This window comes from Trichococcus alkaliphilus (assembly GCF_003008695.1).
In the GTDB taxonomy this organism is placed as follows: Bacteria; Bacillota; Bacilli; order Lactobacillales; family Aerococcaceae; genus Trichococcus; species Trichococcus alkaliphilus.
The window spans coordinates 111,418-132,062 of sequence record NZ_PXZT01000008.1; the positions used below are offsets into that span (position 1 = coordinate 111,418).

Below are 20,645 nucleotides of genomic sequence, written 5' to 3' on the forward strand. Positions count from 1 at the left end.
AATCCCGGAAGAGGATCCATTCAAAATGGATCTCTTCCGGGATTTTTCTGTTAGGCTGGATGTCTCGTCTTATTCATGGCATCCGGTTTTGATCTTAAGATAACAGCACTGATAAGGAGCGCAACCGCATAAAGAGCCAGGACGACATAAAGAACATTGTTGTAAGAATCAGTTTTAGCGATGATAAAGGCACTCAATTGGTTCCCCGAAAGCCCGGCAAAAGCCCAAGCCGACAAAGCCAGTCCGTGGATGGTGCTGATGCTGTTCATCCCGAAGCGGTCAGCAAGCAGTGGTGGAAGGCTGGAGAAACCGCCGCCGTAGCCGGCGTTGATGACACAAAGCGTAATGATGACTAACGGAGCGATTGCGTTGTTGATGCCGTTCGCCAAAAGCGTAAGCGCCGTAGCAGCAATCGACAGACTGAAAATCCAGATATAAATGGTGTTTCTGTCCTTCAACCTGTCTCCGAAGGATGCAAAGCCAAGCCGGCCACTTGCGTTGAAGAGCGCCGTCAATGAGCTGATCACTCCGACTGCACCGAAGCCGATGAAGTGCAACAAATCCTTCTCCTGCGAGATGAGCGCCAAGCCGCAAGTGATGTTGATGAAGAACATCAACCAGATGCCGATGAAGGTTTTGTTCTTGAAGATGTCGAGGATATTCTCACCCTTCTTCTTCTGAACGGGCACCTCCACCCAATCGGACGGTTTTTTCAACAGTAGATGGCCTAAGAACATCATGATGAAATAGACAACCGCCAGGATATAGAATAGTTTGTAAAGCCGAGTCGGGTCAACGAGCGTACCATCCGCGTTTGTCGCACCCAAAAGCATCTCGATGATCGGACTGGCGATGACCTTTGCCAATCCGAATCCGGCCACCGCTATCCCTGTGGCCAAGCCTTTATTGTTTTTGAACCAGAGCATCAGGGTTTTGACCGGCGAGAGATAGCCGATGCCGCAACCGATGCCCATCAGGACACCATAAGTCATAAAAATGCCGATCAGCGATTTCTGCTGGATGAAAAATCCGGTTCCGGCCATTCCGGCGGCAAAACATACGGCCGCAATCAGGGAAGATTTGTGGATGTCCTTCTCGACGACCCTGCCCGCGAAGGCAGCCGACATGCCAAGGAAGAAGATGGCGATGCTGAAAGCCCATTCTACCTCGCCTTTCGGCCTGCCGATATATTCGGCGATGCCCCCCTTCAGCAAAGACCAGCAGTAGACTGTTCCGATGCTGCAATGGATCAGCAATGCCGGGACAGCGGCACGCATCCATTTATTTTCGATGTTGTTCATTTTGAAGCCCCCCTTAGGTAATGATAGTATGGATTGCGTGAATATTTTATCAAGCTATCGTCATCATACTATCGATTTACAGGTAATGCAATCGCTTTCTGACGCGGCCGGGAATAGGCAGTTTGTCCAATCAACAATGTTATTCCCTGGGAGGCCGCGCTGACGGAATTTTCTGGAAAAATCGAATATTTGTCGGTAAAATGAACTATGGACAGTGAAGGAGGAATCAGTGGATGAAAGTTGAAATCAGGAAAGCGGATCTTCAGGATTTGGCTGCACTGAAAAGAATCGAGGATGCATGTTTTCCGGAAGCCGAGGCGGCGACGCTTGAATCACTCAGCGAGCGGCTGCAACTGTTTCCTGAAAGCTTCCTTGTTGCCGAACTCGAGGGCGAACTGGTGGGGTTCGTGAACGGAGCCGTCATCGATGAACCGATCATCCGCGATGCCCACTACCATGATGCTGCCCTGCATAATCCGGATGGCGCTTATCAAAGCGTATTCGGTTTGGATGTGGATCCGGTATTCAGAAGGCAAGGGATTGCTGGGAAGTTGTTGACGGCACTGATCGATGCGGCCAGGAAAGCGGGCAGACAAGGCTTGACGCTGTGCTGCAAAGAGGGAAAGATCCCTTACTACGAGAAGTTCGGGTTGGTGAACAGCGGCAGATCGAGCTCCACGCACGGGAATGCCGTGTGGTACGATATGATTCTGCACTTTGAAGAAAGAAGGGGAGAGCAAATGGATCCGAAAATCATATTGGCAAGTCAGTCGCCAAGACGCAGCGAATTGCTGTCCTTATGCATAAAGGACTTTGCGGTCCAGGCTGCGGATATCGACGAAAAAGCGATAGAAGAACGCGTTCTCTCCGAAGCAGGGCAGGAAACGTTCCTGGACACTGCCACGGAACTGGTGGAAACGTTGGCGCGGGAAAAAGCGGCGGTTATCCATCGCGAGAACAGGGAAGCGATGGTCATCGGTTCGGACACTGTGGTCGTGTTGGACGAAAAGATCCTCGGTAAACCGGTTGATGAGGCCGATGCCTATGCGATGCTGCGTGCCATGGCAGGAAAGACCCATTCGGTCCTGACTGGTGTCAGTATTTTATGGGGCGAAAAGGAAGAGACCTTTGCTTCTGAGACGAAAGTCAGCTTATTTGAGTGGGATGATCGGATGGCGAGGGAAGTGAAGGCATACGTGGCATTGGGCAAGCCGATGGACAAAGCCGGAGCATACGGTATCCAGGAGGAAGCGGCGCTCTGGGTTTCCGGTATCGAAGGGGACTACAATACGATTGTCGGATTTCCGATCGCCTTGGTCGATAAAGCAATCCATCGTTTGCTGACGAAAGCACAGACAGAGAAGTAGTTGTTGAAAGCAAGAAAAAACGATCGTGATCAGCTGGATGCAGCTAACTCGATCGTTTTTTTGTTTTTACTCGCGTATTTAGGACTTGGAATCGGAAAGTTCGATGTGGCGGATGACGCGCGCCGGATTCCCAGCAATCACGACATTATCCGGGAAGGATTTGGTCACGACGCTGCCCATACCCACGACGACATTGTCCCCCAACGTTACACCCGGACCGATCACGGAAGAGCCGCCGATCCAGACATTGTTCCCGATCGTGATCGGTTTGCCGTATTCCCAGCCGCTGTTCCGTTCGACCGGATCGAGCGGATGGGTGGCGGTATAGAGGCTGACATTCGGCGCGATCATCACGTTGTCCCCGAATGTGACCGGGCACGTATCGAGTATCGTGCAATTGAAGTTCGCATAGAAATTCTCGCCGACAAAAATATTGAAGCCGTAGTCCAGCGAAAATGTCGGTTCGATATAAATATTTTCCCCAGTTTTTCCGAACCAGTTTTTCAACAGCTCACTGCGCTTGCGGGCATCCGTTTCGTTGTTGAAAAGGTGCATCTTTTCCCGGGAAATGTGCCGCATCGAGGAAAGCTCCGGATTGCTGGAAAAATAAAGTTCACCGGCGATCATTTTTTCTAGTTCTGATTTCATTTTATAATCTCCTTACGTATAGGGCAGTAAATTTTTGGGTTATCTTTACTAATTATAGCGAAACATTTACTCATTTGATATACGAAATAAATCAGGCGCTATTTTATTTTTGCGTTTACAAAAAATTTTGACTGGATCAAAGAATATTAGGCTTTTCAGAGATCCGTCTCATTTATTTTGGATTGTGGAGCATAGATGCAGTAAAATGTGTGTAAGCGATAACATTTTCGAAGTGGATGATAGGGGTTGGTGAGATGAAGGAAGCTATGTTGTACGAAAAACTGGGGGATGGCAGAGTACGGTGCGGAGTCTGCCCGCATCGTTGCATCATCTCGGAAGGCAAGCGGGGCATCTGCGCAGTCAGGGAGAACCGGGAGGGGACTCTGTATGCATTGAATTACGGGAAAGCAATCGCTGTCGCAATTGATCCCGTCGAGAAGAAGCCGCTCAATCATTTCCTTCCCGGCACCACAGTTTATTCGTTCGCTACAATTGGCTGTAATCTGCGCTGTCTCTGGTGCCAGAACTGGGCGATTTCGCAGGCCTCCAAACCGAATCGGCCGATTTATGGGGAGGACATCAGCCCGGCAGAGCATGTGCGGAGGGCTTTGGCTGCCGGCTGTCCTTCCATCGCCTATACGTATACGGAACCGATCATCTTTGTCGAATACGCGCTCGACACGATGAAGCTGGCCCGTGAAGCGGGATTGAAGAATATCTGGAAGACGGCTGGCTATGCGACGAAGGAAACGCTGGATGCCATCATTCCTTATCTGGACGCCGTCAATGTCGATCTGAAGGGCACTGATGACGAAGTGTACAAAGAATATTGCGGCGGCACAGCGCAACCGGTGCTGGATACGATTATCCGATTTCATGAATCAGGCGTGCATCTCGAAATCGCCACGCTCGTTGTACCTGGTGTGAATGACCGTGTCGATCAACTCGAACGGATGGCGCGCTTCATCGCCGAGGAGGTCGGCAAAGAAGTGCCTTGGCATGTCAACCGCTTCTTCCCTGGTTGGAAAATGATGGACACAGCCATCACTTCGATGGAGACTCTGGAAACAGCCGCAGCGCTTGGGGGAAAATTCGGATTGCTGCACGTGCACATCGGGAACGTCTGAAAAGGAGGGATCCCTTATGTTGGTTTTTGGCGTCATCAGCCCGCATCCGCCGCTCATCATTCCGGAAATAGGCGGGAAGGACATCGAAAGGGTAAAACGCACAGTGGCGGCTTTGGAGATGGCAGCCGAAAGACTCGCCGCTGCAAAGCCGGACCATCTGCTCATCATATCGCCGCATGAAGGCCATGGCTTTGAAGTGCCAATGCATTACCTCGACAGACAACTGCCGCCCAACTTGGAAACGGAAAAGATTTTGGTGACAGTGCCTTCCTACGAGCACTACTATGAATGGGGAAAGCGCTATGGGGAAGCTTGCGACCAATCAGATCTGCGCACTGCCATCATCGCCTCTGCCGATCTGTCGCACGTGCTGAAGCCGGAGGGGCCTTACGGCTACCATTCGGCGGGGCCTTTGTTTGATAAATTAGCGATCAAAGCCATTAAGGAAAAGGATGCCGGACAGCTGTTGCGGTTGAATGCCGGGTTCCTCGAAAGTGCGGCGGAGTGCGGGCTGCGTTCCATCCTGTTCCTGATGGGAGCGTTCGAAGGCAGGGAATATGAAGCGGAAATGCTCTCCTACGAAGGTCCTTTCGGGGTCGGTTACCTTGTCGCAACCCTCATGCCTTCGGAGTCCGAAGAGCAAATCAAGGATGCGCGAAGTTTATAAAACAAGTTTTGGAAGGTTGCGTCATTCATTTTTTAGTAAAAAGAGGCGATAAAGTATGAAGAGAACATTTTTCACCTCGGAATCGGTCATGGAGGGGCATCCTGATAAACTCTGCGACCAGATAGCCGACGGGATATTGGATGCCATTCTGGCGGATGACCCGTTCGCGCGGGTGGCTTGCGACGTTTCCGCCAGCACCGGCTTGATCACGGTTTTCGGCCAGATCACGACTGTAAGCACGGTTGATATCCCGGTCATCGTGCGGTCCATCATCCAGGATGTCGGCTATACGGACAGCGACTTTGGCATCGATGGGAAGGCCTGTTCCGTCCTGATCGGTTTGGACAGGCAATCAGCGGATATCGCTGCAGGGGTAGGCTCCTCTTTGGAAAAGCGGCTCGGTTCAAATGACGAAACGGACCGGTTGGGAGCCGGCGATCAGGGGCTGATGTTCGGCTATGCCTGCAAGGAAACGCCGGAGCTGATGCCGCTGCCGATCACGTTGGCGCATAAGCTGGCCGAGAAGGTTGCAGAGCTGCGGAAATCAGGGGAGCTGCCCTATCTGAGGCCGGACGGCAAAACACAGGTGACCGTGGAGTATGCGGGCGACCGCGTCAAAAGGGTCGAAGCGGTCGTCATCGCCTGTCAGCATGACGAGTCGGTCGGTCAGGGACAAATCAGAGACGATATGCTCCGGAAGGTGATTTCAGCCGTAATCCCTTCTGAGCTTTTGGATGATCAGACGAAATATTTCGTCAATGCGACCGGCCGTTTCGTTATCGGCGGTCCTGCCGGCGACTCGGGATGGACCGGCAAAAAGATCATCGTCGATACTTATGGCGGCTTTGCGCGGCATGGCGGAGGCTCCTTTTCCGGCAAAGACCCGACCAAAGTCGACCGCTCCGCTGCCTACGCTGCTCGATATGTAGCGAAGAACGTTGTGGCTGCAGGTTTGGCCGACAGATGTGAGATCCAGCTGGCCTACGTCATCGGGGTGGCCAGGCCCGTTTCCGTCCGAGTCGAAACTTTTGGGACGGCCAGCATCGCTGAAGAACAGATCGAAGAATTGATCAAAAAATACTTCGACCTGCGTCCAGCTGCAATCATCCGCGATTTCGATCTGCGGAAGCCGATCTACAGAAAGCTAGCCTGCTACGGTCATTTCGGCAGGCCCGAATTGGGTCTTCCATGGGAGCGGACCGAAAAGGCCGCTTTGATGGCGGAAGAAGCGATGGAGTCGAAACGATCGCCGAAAGGTCATGGGGATGAAGGACTTGGACAATAAGCTAGACAGGCCGGAAATCAAACGTTTGCTTCCGTATGTATGGTGATCCAGTGACTGGGGAGCTTGCCTATATCGAAAACAAATAACCCTCCGGACGATCCGCAACAGCGGAACGGTCAGAGGGCTATTTTTCTTATTTATTCAAGTATTCTGTCAGTCCGGCGTTCCGGAGCTTGCAGGATGGGCATTCGCCGCAACCGCCGGGAACACCCATATAACAAGTATGTGTATGTTCCTCGATGTAGGCGAGGCAACCCAGCTGATCCGCCAGTTCCCATGTTTGAGCCTTCGTCAGGTACATCAACGGCGTTTCAACGTTGAAATTGTAGTCCATGGCTAGGTTCAGGGTCACGTTCATCGATTTGACGAACACGTCCCGGCAGTCCGGATAGCCGCTGAAGTCCGTTTCGCATACGCCTAGGATGATGGTGCGGATGCCTTTGGACTTGGCGAAGATGCCGGCCAACAACAGGAACAGGGCGTTCCGGCCGTCGACGAAGGTGTTCGGGTAGTCTTCGGTATCGGCTTCCTTGATTGTCTGCGATTCGTCCATCAAGGCGTTGGTCGTTACTTTGCCCATGACATTCGCGTCCAGGGTGTGGTGTTCGACCCCAAGATCTTTGGCGATCCAGGCCGCCCGTTCCAGTTCGATGCCATGGCGCTGGCCATAGCTGAAGGAAAGGGCCATGGTGTTTGCCGCACCATACTTTTGGATGGCTTGAATCAGGCAAGTCGTGGAATCCTGCCCGCCTGAAAAGACGACCAAGGCTTGTTTTTGTGCTGTCCCATTCATGTTTTCCATCTAGCGGTTATCGACTTTCTCAGGATAAAGATCGTGCTGCGCCAAGCGTTGCCAAGCCACGTCAGCCCATTTGGTGCCGGGTTTGCCGTAGTTGCAGTACGGATCGATCGAGATGCCGCCTCTCGGTGTGAATTTGCCCCACACCTCGATGTATTTCGGCGCCATCAAAGCGATCAGATCCTTCATGATGATGTTCATGCAATCCTCGTGGAAGTCGCCGTGGTTACGGAAACTGAAAAGGTAGAGCTTCAACGATTTGCTTTCGACCATGATCTCTCCCGGAACGTAGGAAATGTAGATGGTCGCAAAATCGGGCTGCCCCGTCATCGGGCACAAGCTCGTGAATTCAGGGCAGTTGAATTTCACGAAGTAATCATTGTCCGGATGCTTGTTCGGAAAAGTCTCAAGGACTTTCGGATCGTAGTCCTGAGGGTATTTAGTCTGTTGGTTGCCCAATTGGGTGATGCCGTTCAGATCGGCTTCATTTCTGCCTGCTGTCATTGTTGCTCCTCCTTGCGCTCAGGATTTCAGAAGCGCGCTTTTATAGAATCGTTTTTCCAGTGCCTGCACCAAAAAGTAGCCGACGAATGCCGGTACCGATTGGCCGATGCAAAGGCTGACGACAAGCGGCAGGAATGGGATTGCCAACAGCTGCGACAAATATATCGGCACAACGATTCCAGGGATGAAGATGATCGGCAAGATCAGACACCACTTCGGCAAGTTGTATTTGCGGACAGCGTAGACGAGCGAAGCCGTAATGATGCCTACGAGGGTTCCACCAAGCATGTCGATGATCCCCAGTCCGCCGAAGAACAGGTTCGACATAAGATTGGCGAGGCCTGCCGGGATGATCAGGAACGGGTTAAAATAAGCTAGGGCGTAAAGAGTTGTGGCGATGCGGATTTGATATTGTCCAAAAGCGAAAGATTGCGTCAGAGCCATGATGACGATGTACATAGCGATATACATTGCTGAGAAAGTCAATTTTTGTGTTTTTGTGAATGATTTTTGCATCGGTCCACCTCCTAATATTTTTTTCAACGCCTTACAAGAATAGGCACAAAAAAAGACGCACGGATGCCGAGAAGGTTGTCTCTAAGGAGAAAACAAGCCATCTCAAAAAACATTCCTGCGTTTTGATTGCATGATTCTATTACCCTAGTTTTATTTTACGACAGGATGGTTACGAACTGTCCCGAACAGTTTAACAAATATCGGCGAAGTTGCCAAGGGTGGTTTTCAATATTCATGGACCCAAGTTTGTATAAGGGGATTTATTTTATTATAATGAAGCTAAAGATAGCGCAATCATAGTCGCATGAAAGGGTCAGTAGGTTCAATCAGCAGGAAGGATGAATAAAATGGACTACATCAAAAGCCACATCAAGAAAAGCATTTTTATCGAAGCACCGTTGGGAAAAGTATGGCAATATGCCGCCAATGTGGGCAATTGGCAAGACATTCATGAGGGCCTGAAAATCGTCAAGCAGATCAGCGGGGACGGCGGCATGTCCAGTGTCTACAAGGCAGAATACGACATGTTCGGAAAAATGGTGCCGGTGAACATCGAGGTGCAGCAGGCGGAACTTTTCCCTGAGGAATTCGTCATGCGCGCAGCCATCCGGGTGGACACGGTCGATCCAGCCGAGGATTCTTTCGTGAGGCAAAATTACACGGCCAAAGCGGAGGAAGGCGGAACGACTTTGAATTTGGAAAGCATCCAGAATATTCCTTATGTCGATAAGAATAAATCGTTCGACAAGGAAGTTTACCAGGACAAACGGGATGAGATGGCGCAACAAGCAATCGAGCGGATCAGGCTTTTCTGCGAAGAATGAACTGGCGCAAATGGTGATGGTGGAACTGGAAGCGGAACCCTTTGCGGGATTCAGATCCGGTTCCGTTTTTAATTCCGTCCTGGACACTCGTTTTCACAAAAACGCGGATTTATTACGTTTTTCCTGTTATACTGAGACGACAAATCAAAAGTGAAAGTAGGACAAGATGAATTATACAACATTTGAAGACTTCGCAATCAGTGAAGAAATCGTTACGGCACTAAAGGCATTGCGTTATTTCAAACCGACGCAAGTACAACAGGAGGTCATCCCGATGACCTTAAAGGGCAAAGATATCATTGTCGAATCGCAGACTGGCAGCGGCAAGACCGTCAGTTTCGGCGTACCGTTGTGCGAAAGTGTGAATTGGGAAGAAAACCGTCCGCAGGCGCTGATTTTGGTTCCGACAAGGGAGCTGGCTTTGCAGGTGAAAGAGGACATCACCAACATCGGACGGCTGAAGCGGATCAAGGCTACTGCTGTCTTCGGAAAGACTTCCTTCGATACGCAAAAATCGGAATTGAGACAGAAAAGCCATATCGTAGTCGGCACTCCGGGCAGGGTATTGGATCATCTGCAAAAAGGGACAATGAAATTTGACAAGATACGCTACCTGGTCCTTGATGAAGCGGATGAGATGCTGAATATGGGCTTCATTGAGCAAGTGGAAGCCATCATCGATTTCCTTCCGAAACAAAGACAAACGCTGCTCTTCTCCGCGACCATGCCGAATGAAGTGGTGCGTTTGGCCAGCTTCTATATGAAGAACGACCGCGTATCGGTGAAAATGGAAAGCGACGAGGCATCCAAGCCGAAGATTCTGCAATCCTTCATCCGTGTCCAAGAGTCGGGCAAACCCAAGCAACTATTGGATCTGCTGACCGTTGAGAATCCGGACAGCTGCATCATCTTCTGCAATACGCAGGAAGCCGTAAACGGACTGTACACATTTTTGAGCAAAGCTGGTTTGCCGATCGATAAGATGCATGGCGGGATGGTGCAGGATGACCGCACAGCCGTCATGGAAGATTTCCGCAAAGGCAGGCTGCGTTATTTGGTGGCTACGGATGTGGCTGCGCGCGGGATTGACGTCGATAACGTGACGCATGTCGTCAATTATGATGTCCCCGAGGAGAAAGAGAGCTTTATCCACCGTACCGGCAGGACCGGCCGCGCAGGTAAAACAGGGATAGCCTTGACCTTGGTTACGCCTAATGAGGAAAGAAGCTGGCAGGCAGTGCAAGACTTCGCTCAGCAGGAAATCACCGAAATCAATCCGCCGAGCGCCCGCTTCGTGCAGCATCATAAAGCGACTTTCGAAAAGAAACTGCAGGAACGCCCCGTCATCAAACAGGCACGCAACCGGGAATTGAACAAGGACATCACCAAAGTCTATTTCAACGGCGGCAAGAAGAAAAAACTGCGCGCCATCGATTTCGTCGGCACGCTGACCAATATTCCCGGCATCGATGCGGATGATATCGGCATCATCACAATCCAGGAAAACGTGACCTACATCGAAATCCTGAACGGCAAAGGCCCCTTTGTGATTTCCGAGATGCAGAACCGCACCGTCAAAGGCAAAGCGCTGAAAGTGCATAAAGCAAAGAAATAGATGCAGCAAAATTGAACGATTGATTGCGAAACGACCCGCATGTCTCCGTTAATTGAGGAGCTTGTCGGGTCGTTTTGATGCGCTTGCCTCAAGATTTCGGGTGGCATTCCTGCCCGGCAGAGGCTATACTAGGAATCAGAAAGTGGTGAACCAATTGAAACCAGTCGTATCGTATGAAGAAATAGAACAGCAACGCGGAGACAAATCGATTCTGTATGTGGATGTCAGGAGTCCTTCCGAATTTGCGAAGTCAACCATACCGGGCGCCGTAAACGTGCCGGTCCTGGACGATGAGGATAGGAAAACAGTGGGGACGCTTTACGTCGCCGGCAAGATCGACGATGCTAAAAGCTACGGCATCCAAACCATTTCCCCAAGATTACCGGAAATGTTCAGCCTCTTCCAGGAATACACGAAGGCCTACGACCAAGTCGTCATCTTCTGCAGCAGAGGAGGATTCCGCAGCAATTCGATTTTTTCCTTGCTCAAATCCTTGGGGATGAATGTTTACCGGATGGAAGGCGGCTACAAAAACTACCGCAGCACGATCAACAATTTGATTCCCATATTGTTCGAAAAGGTCCAGTTTGTGACACTCTACGGCAATACCGGGACCGGGAAAACAGCCATCCTGGAGGAACTTAAGAAGCGTGGAGCCAATGTGCTTGATCTGGAAGCCTGCGCCAACAACAGGGGATCTGTCTTCGGGGGCGTCGGCCTCAAGAAGAAGCAGCCACACAACCAAAAAATGTTCGAAAGTCTGTTGGTCGAGAGCGCCGCTGGCTGGAGGGAGCCGCTGGTCGTCTTTACTGAAGGCGAAAGCAAGCGGATCGGACAGGCCGTATTACCGCCTTCGTTGATTGATGCGATGCAGAGAGGCCTGAACCTGAACATCGAGGCTTCATTGGATTACCGGATCGGACAGATCAAAAAGGATTACCTCCACAGCAACGAAGCGGAGCTCCTAGCAGCGTTGGACCGATTGAAATCCTATTTGAACGAAGCGCGTGTCGAGGGATACAAGGAGCAGGTGCGCCAGCACGATTTCGATGCGGTTATCGAAGATCTGTTGGTGAAATACTACGATCCCCGCTACAACTTCAACAAAAAGGAATTTTCTGCCATCTTCCGGAACGAAGATGCCGCAGCAACGGCTGAAGGCATTTTGGAATGGATGAAGCAAAGGAACGATTGATAAAAAAACAGAGCAGCTAGCCCGTGAAAGCGGGTGGCTGCTCTGTTTTTTTGGATATTTTACAAGAAGGTACTCGTCAAATTGAGCCGTTCGTGCTCTGGTTGTCTGATTTTTCGTGGTTATCGGACAATGCGAAGAACATCCGAGGTCCGGTTGTCCGATTATTTCCGGTTATCGGACAATGCGAAGAACATTCGAGCTCCGGTTGTCCGATTATTTCTGGTTATCGGACAACTAGTAGCCTTCTTCCGCCAAAATCCTAAGCGCGTTGGCTGCATAGTCGATTTCCTCCACCGTGTTGAAGCTGGAGAAGCTGAAGCGGACCATGCCGGTTTTTTCTGTTCCGAAAGCTTGATGGATGAGCGGTGCGCAATGAGCGCCCGGGCGAACCGCTATCGCGTAATCCATGAAGAGCGCATCGCTGAGGTCGCCGGAGGACCAACCTTCGAGATTGAGCGAAACGACCGGCGCGCGCTCCACGTTTTTTTCGAAACTGCCGTAGATGATGATTCCCGGGATGTCCTTGATCAGGTCATGGAAGCGGAAAGTCAGTCTCTGCAGTTTCCGGATGATTGTATCCAGGCCTTTTTGCTGGATGTAATCCAAACCGGCGGAAAGGCCCGCCAAGCCATGGACATTCTGCGTTCCCGGCTCGAACAAAGTCGGCATCTCTGTCGGGTAATGCTTGTCGAAAGAATGGAAGCCGCTGCCGCCGGTGAAGACCGGCACTAACGCCAAGTGTCTGTCGCCGAGGCAGATGCCGCCGGTTCCTTGCGGGCCGTAGAGTCCTTTGTGGCCGGTGAAGCAGAGGACATCGATGTGCTGAAGGACCATATCGATGTCGAGTACGCCTGCGCTCTGGGAAGCGTCGACGATGAACAGCAGATCGTGCTCCCGGCAAAAAGCGCCGATCCGTTCCAGATCCGCCGCATTACCGGTGACATTTGAAGCATGGTTGACCACTACGGCACGGGTATCGGGGCGCAACAGGCGCTCGAAATCGGGATAAAGGAGCGTGCCAAATGCATCAACGCCGACAAAGGACAGGGCAGCGCCCTGTTCCTCAAGTTGGTAAAGCGGACGCAGGACTGCATTGTGCTCCGTCACAGTGGTGATGATGTGGTCCGCCGGCTTCAGCAAACCCTTCAGGACCATGTTCAGCGAGGCTGTGGCGTTTGCTGTATAGGCGACATTTGCCGAATCCGGCACACCAAATAGATTTGCTGTTTTCTGGCGCAACGTTTCCGTAAACCGCAATGCGTTCAAGGAAACGGTATGGCTTCCCCGGGCCGGGTTGCCGAGCTGACCATCGGCGATGGCGTGATAGACAGCTTCAGCCACCGCGGACGGTTTTTTCAGTGTTGTTGCGCTGTTATCGAAATAATAGAGTTCAGTCATGCCATGCCTCCACGGATTTTTTCCGGCTCTCAAAACGGACTTCGTAGCAGCCATCATTGGAGATGGAACGCTCCGACAGCAACAAGCGGACAGCAGTAAGTTCGGCAAGGTGCGTCTGCAGCACAAGACCGCAACCGGCCGAAATCTGTTCCGGCATGGGAATCAGCCGGCATTCCCGACCGGCATCCAGGACAACGGCTTCAGCGGCTGCGGCGGCCTGGGACGTCGGAAACGCGACGATGCCGTAATGTTTACGGTCGATCATGGCGATACGGTCTTGGATGTGCGCAGGATTTCAACGATGCGGTACATGTTCGTGAAAGTGCCCACCGCCAATTTGTCCTTCACGCCGTAGAATTCTCCGCAGATGCCGCACGTGAGGACCTCGACGCCGTCTTCCTCCAGCGCTTTTAGGTCGTTCAACACGGCCGATCCTTCAGTCGTCAGCAGCGCGCCGGCATTGTAGCAGAGCACTTTTTCGGGCAGGACTTCCTGTTCGGTCAGGGAGAAGAGGAAGCTTTTCATCAGCGTACGGCCCAATTCCTCGCTGCCGTTGCCGATGAAGTCGCTGTTCAATACGACGACATAACTTGCTCCGGATGATGCGACTTTGTCGGCGGCTTGCTCCGGAAGCACAGTGTGTTCGGCGGCGTGTGAGTCATTGCCGGCGTTCGGATCGGAAAGCTGCACTTCATAAAGGGAATCATTGATTTTTTTGACTTGGACGGTAAGCTTCAGCTGCTCCGCCATCTTGGCAAGGTTCTGCGTCGCAATCTCATTATCCACGCTGATGAACACGGTCTCCCCGTTGCTCTCCTTCAAAGCCCGTTTGGTCAGAATGACCGGCATCGGACAAGCTTGTCCGACTGCATCTATTTTTTTCATGCTCTTTTCCTCCTGGTTAAATCATATTTTTGTCATGCTTTGATCAATGGACGACCGTGATTTTCTTGGCATCCTTTACGATAACCTCGCCGATGATGCCGCAGGGCAGGCCCAATGCTTCGATTTCGGCAAGCAGAGCGGCCGCTTCTTCGACAGGAACACTCACAAGCAGGCCGCCGGATGTCTGCGGATCGAAAAGTACTTCCTCCATCGCATAGTCAGCAATCTGAAAATCCACATCAGCTTCCAAGTGATTGCGGTTGCGCTGTCCGCCGGCTGTGATCAGGAATTCCTGGGCTCCCTGATAGGCTCCGCTAAGGCAAGGCACGCTGTCGGCGTAGACAGTCGCAGAACAGCGATCGCTGACCATTTCCGACAGATGGCCCAACAGGCCGAAACCGGTGATATCCGTGCAGCTGTGGACGGTATACTTTTTCAGGACTTCCGCCGCATAACGGTTCAGCGTCGTCATCGAAGTGACCGCCTGATCGAAGGATTCCTGCGCCATTTCACCAGCGCTGTAGGCCGTCGTGATGATGCCGGTTCCCAGTGGTTTCGTCAGCAGCAGAACATCGCCAGGCACGCACGTGTCATTCCGGTAGATACGATCGGGATGGACTTTTCCCAATACTGAGAGGCCGTATTTGGGCTGGGGGTCGTGGATCGAATGTCCGCCGACCAGCACGCCGCCTGCCTCCTGGACTTTCTTGAAGCCGCCCGCCAAAATTTTCCCGAGTGTATCGGTGCTTTTTGTTTCGGGCCAGCAGACGATGTTCATAGCGGTCAACACTTCGCCGCCCATCGCAAATACATCGCTCAAGGCGTTGGCTGCGGCGATTTCCCCGAAAAGCGAGGCATCCGCCACCATTGCGGGAAAGAAGTCCAACGTCTGGATCATGGCCGTTTCGGCGTCTATCCGGAACACAGCCGCATCATCGGACGAGTCGAAACCGACTAAAAAATTCGGATTCTCCTGTTTCGGAAACTGGCTGAGCAGATCGCCCAGAACGCCGGGACCGATCTTCGCATTGCACCCCCCGCAGATAAATAGTTCATTTGATAATTCCTGTTCCATATTTCTCACTCCTGTAGGTCATGACATGTTCACCTTACAATTATATACCACACGTCAAAACATAAGGCGGATAATCTGCATATTTTATTAGTAGGGGATTTGCTCAGGTGCGCGCCGTACTATTTTTCTGTGAAAAAATAGGCCGCGGATGTGATATGATGAGGGGGTCATTTCTGACGGTTTGCCATGGCTTTCTTGAGTGAAGGCAAGGCCGTTCAGGAATATTCGGTTAACGGGAAAAGATAAACAATTAAGGATGGGTGCAAGTGGTGGATAAAGAATTACTGTACGGTACGCTAAAAAAATATTTCGGATATGACAGCTTCCGGGAAGGCCAAGAGGAATTGATCACGAATACCCTGCAAGGGAAGGACGTGCTCGGAATCATGCCGACGAGCGGAGGAAAGTCGCTCTGCTACCAACTGCCGGCTTTGCTGCTGGACGGCATGACGATCGTCGTTTCCCCGTTGGTGTCCTTAATGAAGGATCAGGTAGACAGTTTGCGGGAAATGGGGATTCCCGCGGCATACCTGAACAGCACGCTCTCCAGAGAAGAGTTCCTGCAATTGATGGATGATATGCGCTCCGGCCAGCTCAAACTGCTCTACATCGCGCCGGAACGGATAGACAACGAGTCATTCATGAATGCTCTGCGCTTTGTGAAGGTGCCGTTGCTGGTGGTCGATGAGGCCCACTGTATCTCGCAATGGGGCAGCGATTTCCGTCCTGCCTACCAAGGCGTGGCCCGGCTGTATGATCTGTTCGACAGACGTCCGATGGTTGCCGCCTTCACCGCTACGGCGACCGAACCGGTCCAGGACGATATCCTGGTCCAATTGCGTCTGCAGAATCCGTTCCGGTTGGTGACCGGTTTCGACCGCAGTAATTTGGCCTTCAGCGTGGAAAAACCCGCCGACAAGTTCAAGTTCCTCGTGAAGGACCTCAACCCGAAGGAAGCGAGCATCATCTATTGTTCGACCAGAAAAAATGTGGAGTCGGTCCAAAAAAAATTGGAACAAAAGGGCTTTGCCGTGACACTTTACCATGCTGGGCTGCCGGAACACGAGCGCCAGCGGAACCAGGATGATTTCCTGTTCGATCGCAAACCGATCATGGTCGCAACGAATGCTTTTGGCATGGGGATCGACAAAAGCAATGTGCGGACCGTTTACCACTACAACATGCCCAAAAATATCGAAAGCTATTACCAAGAAGCCGGAAGGGCGGGGCGTGACGGAGAGGAAGCGCGTGTCATCCTGCTGTTTTCGACGCAGGACATCATCATCAACCAGTTGCTGAACAGCAAGACGAATGACAGCGAAGCGACCAATAAATTGAACAAGATGATCAATTATTGTTACACGAACCAATGCCTGCGCAGGTACATTTTGGAATATTTCGGCGAAACGACAGCTGAGCTGAATTGCCAACACTGCTCCAATTGCCTGCGCCGCACGGAACAGATAGACATCACCGAAGAAGCCCAGAAAATCCTGTCCTGCGTCGTGCGGGTGCGCGGACGATACGGCGTCCAGAAGATCATCGGCATCCTGACGGGGAGCAAACAGAAAGGCATCACCGACTTCGGGCTGGATAAGCTGAAGACATACGGCCTGATGAGCGCCTATAATGATGGGGAAATCCGCGAAATGATCGGGGTATTGATCGCTGATGAATACCTGCAGGTGACGGGCGATCAGTATCCTTTGATCCAAGTCACTCCGAAAGCGCTGGAAGTCCTGAAGGAAGGGAAAAAAGTCGGGATGTCCTATGCGGTCGAGACCGGCAGGGGCACCGCCAAACAGAGCGGAGGCGGCTTGTACGATACCGAGCTTTTCGACCGGCTGCGCAGTGTACGTACGGAAATGGCGAACGAGCATGGGATCCCTTCCTATATCGTCTTTTCGGACAGCACGCTGCATGAGATGGCCCGCAACTTTCCGACTGATGATGACGGCTTCCTGCGCCTATCCGGGGTCGGCGAAACGAAGCTCGAGCGCTACGGTGAAGTGTTCATGGGTGTCATTTCCGATTATCTGAAGGAAATTCCTGATGCCGAATCGGTTCTGCAGCAGAAACTACTGGAACAGAAAGAGCAGGAAGGCAATCCGGAAACCGCGGAAAAACGCCCGAAACCGGCGCAGAAAAATTACGCCGGCACTACCTTTGAGGAGACCTACCGCCTGTATCAAGAAGGCAAGACAGTCGAAGAAATCATCGCCATCAGAGGATTGGCGCGGATGACCATCGAAAACCATTTCCGCCATTTGGCTGAGTTGTCGGCATACGAAATGCGTTTGACGGATTTCGTCACGGATGAGCAGACGGAGGCCATCGCCAGAGCGATCGAGGAAGCCGAGGATCAGCACCTGAAACCCCTCAAGGAAAAGCTGGGGGACGACTACAGCTATTTCCAGATCGGGATGGTGCTGGCTTTCCGGAAAAGAGAACAGTAGAATGCATCAGAAAAAGTTTGGGGCCGCTTCATTTTTGAAGCGTCCCTGAACTTTTTTTAGTTATCCGGGTCTTTGGCCCGCTTGTGTTTTTTTTAACGGGGTATTGTTTGGTATAATGGAAGAAAGAGAGCGGTTACGAATGGACGCTCCATTTCCTGTCGCTTACGGTCCTGCCGGGAGGGATTATTATGAGAAGGAACATTTTGTTTATTCTGTTGGGGTTGTTCATTGTTGCCGGATTAGCCCCTGCCCGCATCGCGGCTCCAGCATATTCGTTGGAGAACGGTGCTGTTGTCCAGAAAAGTTTGCTGGGGCTTTACGATCCAGCGTACCTAAATATAGATGGAACGCTTGCCGAACCCGGCAAGGATTATGTCGCGCTGCAGACAAGAAGCGTTGCTGCCCTTTCGGGGGCGCAGGAAATCCCGCTATCCCCGGCAACCGCCGGCAGCGCGGAATTGACTTATACGACTTACGTTCAGGACAGCGGTTGGCAGTCCGAGGTTCAGGAAGGCGCAATCAGCGGCGGGGCGGCATTACCGATCGAAGCCATCCAGGTGCGCCTGATCCAATTGGCTGAAGCGGGCAGCGTTTCATACCGGACCTATAGGCAAGACCGCGGGTGGTCAGGCTATGCTACGAACGGCGAGACGGCCGGAACGACAGGGTCCGGGGAAGCGCTCGAAGCTGTGCAATTCAAACTGACGGGTGCTTTGGCCGTTCAGTACGATCTTTATTATCGGGTCCAAACGAACCGATTCGGGTGGCTGGATTGGGCTAGAAACGGCGAGACAGCCGGAACGGAAGGTTTCCGCTATCCAATCGAAGGGGTCGAAATCGTTCTGATGAACAAGGAACAGACTTTTTTAGGCAAACGTGAGCAGAGCTTCATCAAACTCACCGAACCGGTCCTTTCCTACGGCAGTTATCTGACAGATTCGGGCTGGCAGGATCCGGTCCTCAATCCGGCGCAAAGCGGCTCCCCGGATTCCTCGCAATCGTTGGAAGGTTTGCAGGCGAAATTGGCTTCCCAGCCCTATCCGGGATCGGTTTCCTATCGTGCCGCCACAAGTGAAAACGGTTGGTTTGAATGGACACAGGACGGATTGGAAGCCGGACTGCCAGGAACAGGTCAACGCATCGAGCGGATCGAAATGCAGTTGACGGATGAACTGGCTGCGCATTATGATATCTATTATCAGGTCCATGTGCCCGGCATGGGCTGGCTGGATTGGGCCAAGAATGGCGAAACGGCCGGAACACAAGGATACGACTATGACGTCAGCGCCGTCCAGATGCAATTGGTCCAAAAAGATGCGGCAGCGCCGGGGAACACGGCAGTCGCCTTCATGAAATACATACCGAAACCGCCGCCCGTTCCGGTTACCCCGGTTGCTCCACCTGTCCCAATCTATCCGACGGGACCCGATTGGACGGTGCAGGATGGCATCTTCCGGACGAACGCCGGCACCAACTATCATGTCGGCTCCAGTTACATCATCATCAGCATCGCCTATCAACGTGTTTGGGCCTACATCGGCAACCAACAGATCGTCAATGCTCCGGTCATAACCGGCCGACCTTCGATGCCGACGCCTAGAGGGCTGTTCGCGATCCAGCCGTATAAGGAATCGCCGAGCGTGCTGATCGGTGAAGATTATGAGTCGCCGGTCCAATATTGGATCCCATTTTTGGGGAATGCATACGGCTTGCATGACGCCTCTTGGCAAACCCAAGGCTTCGGCGGCGACCTTTACCTGTATTTGGGATCGCACGGCTGCGTCAATACCCCTTACTATGCGGTCCAAACGCTTTACAATACCTATTCCGTCGGCACCCCGGTCGTGGTATATTGACCGGAAGTTGCCGGCCATGTCAAAAATAAAATTTGAACAAGCAGGTGAATGCGTGACTAAGAAAAAGATATTGATGATCGGAACGGGCGGTACGATCGCCTCCAAAATAACACCGAACGGGCTCGATCCCCAACTGACATCCGAAGAGATATTGGCCTTTATTCCTGGCATCTCAGAAATATGCGAGGTCGATACCCTGCAGATCTGCAATATCGACAGCACCAACATCGCGCCCGACATCTGGGTGCTGATGACGGACACGATCCGGGAAAAGTATGAACAATACGACGGGTTTGTCGTCACCCACGGAACCGATACGATGGCTTATACGGCTGCCGCGCTTTCCTACATGATCCAGGATTCTCCCAAACCGATCATCATTACCGGTGCCCAAAAACCGATCAATGTAGAAATCACCGATTCGAAGACAAATCTCTTCGACAGTTTCCTGTACGCATCGTTCGATTCCGCCAGCGGTGTGCAGATCGTCTTCAACGGGAAGGTCATCCTCGGAACAAGGGCAAGGAAGACGCATTCCAAAAGCTTCCAGGCTTTTTCCAGCATCAATTACCCTTATTTGGCGATCATCCAGGATGGACGCGTGATCTCCTACATCACAAAAGAAAAAGCGTCAGCACCGCGTTTCTACGACAGTCTGGATGCGAAGGTCGCGTTGTTCAAGCTGACGCCGGGAGTGGATTCGGATATTCTTGCTTACATGCTTGAGCGGAACGATGCAATCATCATCGAAAGCTACGGAGTGGGCGGGATCCCTTCGGCGCCGGAGTACGGGTATTTCGAGGTCATCAATCACTGGATCGGTCAAGGGAAGACGGTGGTCATGACTACGCAGGTCCCGAATGAGGGCAGCGACATGGAAATCTACAAAGTCGGCCACGAACTGAAATCGCGGGTCAATATTTTGGAAGCCTACGATATGATCACCGAAGCGGTCGTATGCAAACTGATGTGGATATTGGGCCAGACCCAAGATCCGGCACGGATCAAGGAACTTTTCTACACCACAATCAGCAACGATATCCTTTATTGAAATGACAAAAAAGCAAGGGCAGTCCCGAAAATGGTATGCCACCCGTCAATAGGACAGTAAAATATTTAAACAGTTT

At 52.0% G+C, this 20,645-nt stretch carries 18 protein-coding genes and 1 pseudogene; 10 read left to right on the top strand and 9 right to left on the bottom strand.

From position 1 onward, the window contains the following. Window positions 1–50 precede the first annotated feature (50 nt). Window positions 51–1,292 (bottom strand): OFA family MFS transporter, encoded by a 1,242-nt coding sequence (locus C7R73_RS08360; RefSeq protein ID WP_205076496.1) that lies wholly within the window; start codon window positions 1,290–1,292, stop codon window positions 51–53. Between the two features lie 242 nt (window positions 1,293–1,534). Between C7R73_RS08360 and C7R73_RS13845 the strand changes: the two genes are divergently transcribed. Further along, complete coding sequence (locus C7R73_RS13845) at window positions 1,535–2,668, top strand: Maf family nucleotide pyrophosphatase (RefSeq protein ID WP_239992601.1); 1,134 nt, start codon at window positions 1,535–1,537, stop codon at window positions 2,666–2,668. A gap of 99 nt (window positions 2,669–2,767) precedes the next feature. On the opposite strand, the pseudogene C7R73_RS08375 reads toward C7R73_RS13845, so the two are convergent. Beyond that, window positions 2,768–3,316, bottom strand: a pseudogene (locus tag C7R73_RS08375) (sugar O-acetyltransferase); the annotation flags it as partial. A 254-nt stretch (window positions 3,317–3,570) separates the two neighbouring features. Between C7R73_RS08375 and amrS the strand changes: the two are divergent. The 3 genes from amrS to metK are packed head-to-tail and all read left to right on the top strand — an operon-like array spanning window position 3,571 to window position 6,395. Further along, window positions 3,571–4,443 carry an AmmeMemoRadiSam system radical SAM enzyme gene (amrS, locus tag C7R73_RS08380; RefSeq protein ID WP_106450069.1) on the top strand — a complete coding sequence of 291 codons (873 nt, stop codon included), beginning with the start codon at window positions 3,571–3,573 and terminating at the stop codon, window positions 4,441–4,443. A 16-nt stretch (window positions 4,444–4,459) separates the two neighbouring features. Further along, a complete protein-coding gene (amrB, locus tag C7R73_RS08385; RefSeq protein ID WP_106450070.1) occupies window positions 4,460–5,110 on the top strand; it encodes an AmmeMemoRadiSam system protein B in 651 nt (216 codons plus the stop codon). A 55-nt stretch (window positions 5,111–5,165) separates the two neighbouring features. Continuing rightward, window positions 5,166–6,395 carry a methionine adenosyltransferase gene (metK, locus tag C7R73_RS08390; RefSeq protein ID WP_106450071.1) on the top strand — a complete coding sequence of 410 codons (1,230 nt, stop codon included), beginning with the start codon at window positions 5,166–5,168 and terminating at the stop codon, window positions 6,393–6,395. Between the two features lie 133 nt (window positions 6,396–6,528). On the opposite strand, the gene queC is transcribed toward metK, so the two are convergent. From queC to C7R73_RS08405, 3 genes are read right to left on the bottom strand one after another with little or no spacing between them, the layout of a single operon-like run. After that, window positions 6,529–7,188: a 7-cyano-7-deazaguanine synthase QueC gene (queC, locus tag C7R73_RS08395; RefSeq protein WP_106450087.1), complete on the bottom strand. Its 660-nt coding sequence runs from the start codon at window positions 7,186–7,188 to the stop codon at window positions 6,529–6,531. Between the two features lie 9 nt (window positions 7,189–7,197). Further along, window positions 7,198–7,698 (bottom strand): preQ(1) synthase, encoded by a 501-nt coding sequence (gene queF, locus C7R73_RS08400; RefSeq protein ID WP_086987162.1) that lies wholly within the window; start codon window positions 7,696–7,698, stop codon window positions 7,198–7,200. Between the two features lie 18 nt (window positions 7,699–7,716). Continuing rightward, on the bottom strand, window positions 7,717–8,214 hold the full coding sequence (locus C7R73_RS08405) for a QueT transporter family protein (RefSeq protein WP_086626743.1): 498 nt from the start codon (window positions 8,212–8,214) through the stop codon (window positions 7,717–7,719). Between the two features lie 347 nt (window positions 8,215–8,561). Here C7R73_RS08405 and C7R73_RS08410 point away from each other — a divergent pair, with 347 nt between their 5' ends. From C7R73_RS08410 to mnmH, 3 genes are all read left to right on the top strand, one after another. Next, window positions 8,562–9,038, top strand: coding sequence for an SRPBCC family protein (locus C7R73_RS08410; protein WP_106450072.1), 477 nt, complete (start codon window positions 8,562–8,564; stop codon window positions 9,036–9,038). 166 nt (window positions 9,039–9,204) lie between these two features. Further along, window positions 9,205–10,653, top strand: a complete 1,449-nt coding sequence (locus C7R73_RS08415) for a DEAD/DEAH box helicase (RefSeq protein ID WP_106450073.1) — start codon at window positions 9,205–9,207, stop codon at window positions 10,651–10,653. A gap of 145 nt (window positions 10,654–10,798) precedes the next feature. Then, window positions 10,799–11,848, top strand: coding sequence for a tRNA 2-selenouridine(34) synthase MnmH (gene mnmH / locus C7R73_RS08420; protein WP_161525907.1), 1,050 nt, complete (start codon window positions 10,799–10,801; stop codon window positions 11,846–11,848). Window positions 11,849–12,082: 234 nt separating this feature from the next. On the opposite strand, the gene C7R73_RS08425 is transcribed toward mnmH, so the two are convergent. Genes C7R73_RS08425 through selD form a run of 4 tightly spaced genes read right to left on the bottom strand, consistent with a single transcriptional unit; the run spans window position 12,083 to window position 15,206 of the window. Further along, entirely contained in the window at window positions 12,083–13,246 is a 1,164-nt protein-coding gene (locus tag C7R73_RS08425) for an aminotransferase class V-fold PLP-dependent enzyme (RefSeq protein WP_106450075.1), read from the bottom strand. Next, complete coding sequence (locus tag C7R73_RS08430) at window positions 13,239–13,511, bottom strand: putative Se/S carrier protein (RefSeq protein WP_106450076.1); 273 nt, start codon at window positions 13,509–13,511, stop codon at window positions 13,239–13,241. The genes C7R73_RS08425 and C7R73_RS08430 overlap by 8 nt, the downstream gene beginning before the upstream one ends. Beyond that, window positions 13,508–14,131 (bottom strand): sulfurtransferase-like selenium metabolism protein YedF, encoded by a 624-nt coding sequence (gene yedF, locus C7R73_RS08435; protein ID WP_106450077.1) that lies wholly within the window; start codon window positions 14,129–14,131, stop codon window positions 13,508–13,510. Before yedF ends, C7R73_RS08430 begins: the two co-directional genes overlap by 4 nt. Window positions 14,132–14,174: 43 nt before the next feature. Next, window positions 14,175–15,206 carry a selenide, water dikinase SelD gene (selD, locus tag C7R73_RS08440; RefSeq protein ID WP_106450078.1) on the bottom strand — a complete coding sequence of 344 codons (1,032 nt, stop codon included), beginning with the start codon at window positions 15,204–15,206 and terminating at the stop codon, window positions 14,175–14,177. 269 nt (window positions 15,207–15,475) lie between these two features. Here selD and recQ point away from each other — a divergent pair, with 269 nt between their 5' ends. The 3 genes from recQ to C7R73_RS08455 all read left to right on the top strand — a co-directional run bounded on the left by recQ (window position 15,476) and on the right by C7R73_RS08455 (window position 20,569). Further along, window positions 15,476–17,662 carry a DNA helicase RecQ gene (gene recQ, locus C7R73_RS08445; protein ID WP_205076494.1) on the top strand — a complete coding sequence of 729 codons (2,187 nt, stop codon included), beginning with the start codon at window positions 15,476–15,478 and terminating at the stop codon, window positions 17,660–17,662. Window positions 17,663–17,850: 188 nt separating this feature from the next. Further along, a complete protein-coding gene (locus C7R73_RS08450; protein WP_106450079.1) occupies window positions 17,851–19,518 on the top strand; it encodes a L,D-transpeptidase family protein in 1,668 nt (555 codons plus the stop codon). Window positions 19,519–19,570: 52 nt separating this feature from the next. Continuing rightward, complete coding sequence (locus C7R73_RS08455) at window positions 19,571–20,569, top strand: asparaginase (RefSeq protein ID WP_239992602.1); 999 nt, start codon at window positions 19,571–19,573, stop codon at window positions 20,567–20,569. Window positions 20,570–20,645 lie beyond the last annotated feature (76 nt).